Annotated in this window: 1 protein-coding gene; it reads left to right on the top strand. The window is 64.1% G+C overall.

All coding sequences use genetic code 11. The annotated features are described in order from the left end of the window. Positions 1-1932, top strand: a complete 1932-nt coding sequence (locus H7290_RS14320) for an EAL domain-containing protein (protein WP_290514692.1) — start codon at positions 1-3, stop codon at positions 1930-1932. Positions 1933-2382 lie beyond the last annotated feature (450 nt).

Below are 2382 nucleotides of genomic sequence, written 5' to 3'. Positions count from 1 at the left end.
GTGTTAGCCCGCGCATTCGCTGCCACGTCCCAGGCGTCCTTGATTACCGATCCGCAGCAGAGAATTCTTCACGCGAGCAAGTCCTTCACCGCCATTACGGGCTATGAGGAGGCCGAGATGCTCGGCCTCAACTGCCGCATTCTGCAGGGGCCTGGGTCGGACCCTGTAATCACGGCGGCAATCCGGCGGGCGTTGAGCTGCGGGGAACCGTACGAGGGGGACATCCTCAACTACCGAAAGGACGGTTTCCCGTTCTGGAACAGTCTAAGCATCCGGCCTCTCCGAGACGAGGCCGGAACGATCACCCACTTCGTCAGCGTCCAGCGCGACGTCACCGCGCGCATGGCACATCAGGAGGGATTGCAGTTCCAGGCCGGCCATGATCCGGTGACCAGCTTGCCGAACCGCCGCGCCCTGGACCAGCACTTGTCCACACGCAGGCCAGGCCGAGGTGCAGCCCTGGCCCTGGTCGACGTCGTCGCGCTCCGATCGATCAACGGCGCTTTTGGGTATAAGGCGGGCGACAGCCTGCTCAAACAACTCGGACGCCGGATGCGAGAGCGGCTGGCGGAAGGTGACTTTCTGGCCTGCCTCGGCGGTGACCGGTTCGCCGTCGTCCTTGAGAACATCGATGAAGGAACTCGGTTGGAGGACTCACTGGGGCGCCTGCACGAGGCCGTGGAGACCCCCTTCACGTTCACAGGCCAGGATCTGGACCAGGACTGCACCATCGATCTGAGCATGGGACTGGCTCGCATCGCGGGTGACGGTGCGGCTGGTTCCCTCCTTCATCGAGCGGACGCCGCCCTCCGTCAAGCCCGAGCGGACCGGCCAGCGGGCCTGTGGTGGTCGCTGGCACTGGACGCTCTCGAGGCAGCGGTAGACCGGCACGTCGACAGGGTGAAGGACACGACGGACGTGCCTGACGACCAGACCTACCGGGATCACTTGTTCGCCGGAGGGCTGTCCATGTTCATGCAGCCGGTGCTGGACCTGCGCACGGGCGGGCTCCGTCGAGTCGAGGCCCTGGCTCGGTTGACTCTGCCGGACGGAACGGTGATTCCACCGGCCCGGTTCCTTCCCGCCCTGGATGAGGCCGATCTCGACGAGCTGTTCCGGCGGGGCCTGAACGAGGCGCTCGCCTGCATCGCCCGATGGGACGACGAGGGTCTGTCAACCAAGGTGTCGGTGAACATCTCGCCGTCCACGCTCCGGCATCCAGACTGTACACGGTGGGTCGGCGACGCGATCCAGCTCCACGGCATCGAGCCCGACCGGCTTGGCCTGGAGCTGCTGGAAACCCTCGCAATGGAATCCGACGTACAGATCGAGGCAATCGACCGTCTCCTCAGCCTCGGGGTGGGTCTCTCCCTCGACGATCTGGGTTCGGGGTACAGCACCCTCCAACGCCTCTTCGCGCTGCCCTTCGTCATGATCAAACTCGACCGTGGTCTGCTCGTCGACATCCGGTCCAAGCCGGTGGAGACGCTGAGCACCATCGCGGCGCTGACCCAGATGGGACGCGATTTTGGCGTCAGCGTCGTGATCGAAGGACTCGAGGACGGCGGAATAGCAGAGGCCGCAAGCATCCTCGGAGTGCCGCTGGGACAAGGGTATTTCTTCGCCCGTCCGATGCCGGCAGAGAAGGTGCCACGCTGGGTGGCGGGCTTCGCCTTCCCGCTTCGAACCAACGCGTTGCGGAGCGCCCTCGGGGCACTCACTTACCACTGGCAGTTTCTGCGCTGGACCTCGCCCCACCCAACTGTGCTCGCCGACTGTCCGCTGACCGACTTCATCTCGCGCCAATCGACGCCAGCCGCGGCCGCACGCTGGCACGAGCATCAACACGCTCAGGCACCTGACCCGATGTACGGGCAGATGCTGTCGGATTGGCTCGTCGATCTCGTCCGGGATGAAGCCCTGAGCGCGTAAATTGAGGGCACGGTGCGTGGCATCAGACCACAGCCGCCTTTCAGCGCTAAAAGTGTACGGACAATACGGGTCTCGACACGCAACCTATTCAAAGGTGCCTGGCTCTCGACGCGCAGTCACAAGTCCTTCCCACGACAGGCGGAGGTCACGGACGCAGCATCTACGTCGCATGAGCCGATACCGAAGAAGAGGTTGAGGTCATCGGCGGACACCGACGCGATGACGACACGGACTCTCCCCGCCGGCGTCGCTGGTTCGTAACGTCTGGTGCGAATCCGCAGATGAACGAGGAGTCCTGGTGCCCGACTGTGCAGGTCGGCGCACGTCAACTTTGTTGCTTTTCGTCTGGGGGATTGTTCACTGCGTGCTGCCGGCGTCAAGCCGTCGTCACAGTTTCAGCGAAAACTTCTTCCCCCGCTGCGCTCCTCCACAACTTTTGGCCTGCACCCG

The organism is Aeromicrobium sp. (assembly GCF_014378035.1).
Lineage (GTDB): Bacteria > Actinomycetota > Actinomycetes > Propionibacteriales > Nocardioidaceae > Aeromicrobium.
Note: the sequence above shows the minus strand (reverse complement) of the source record. Positions and strands in the feature narration are given on the sequence as shown.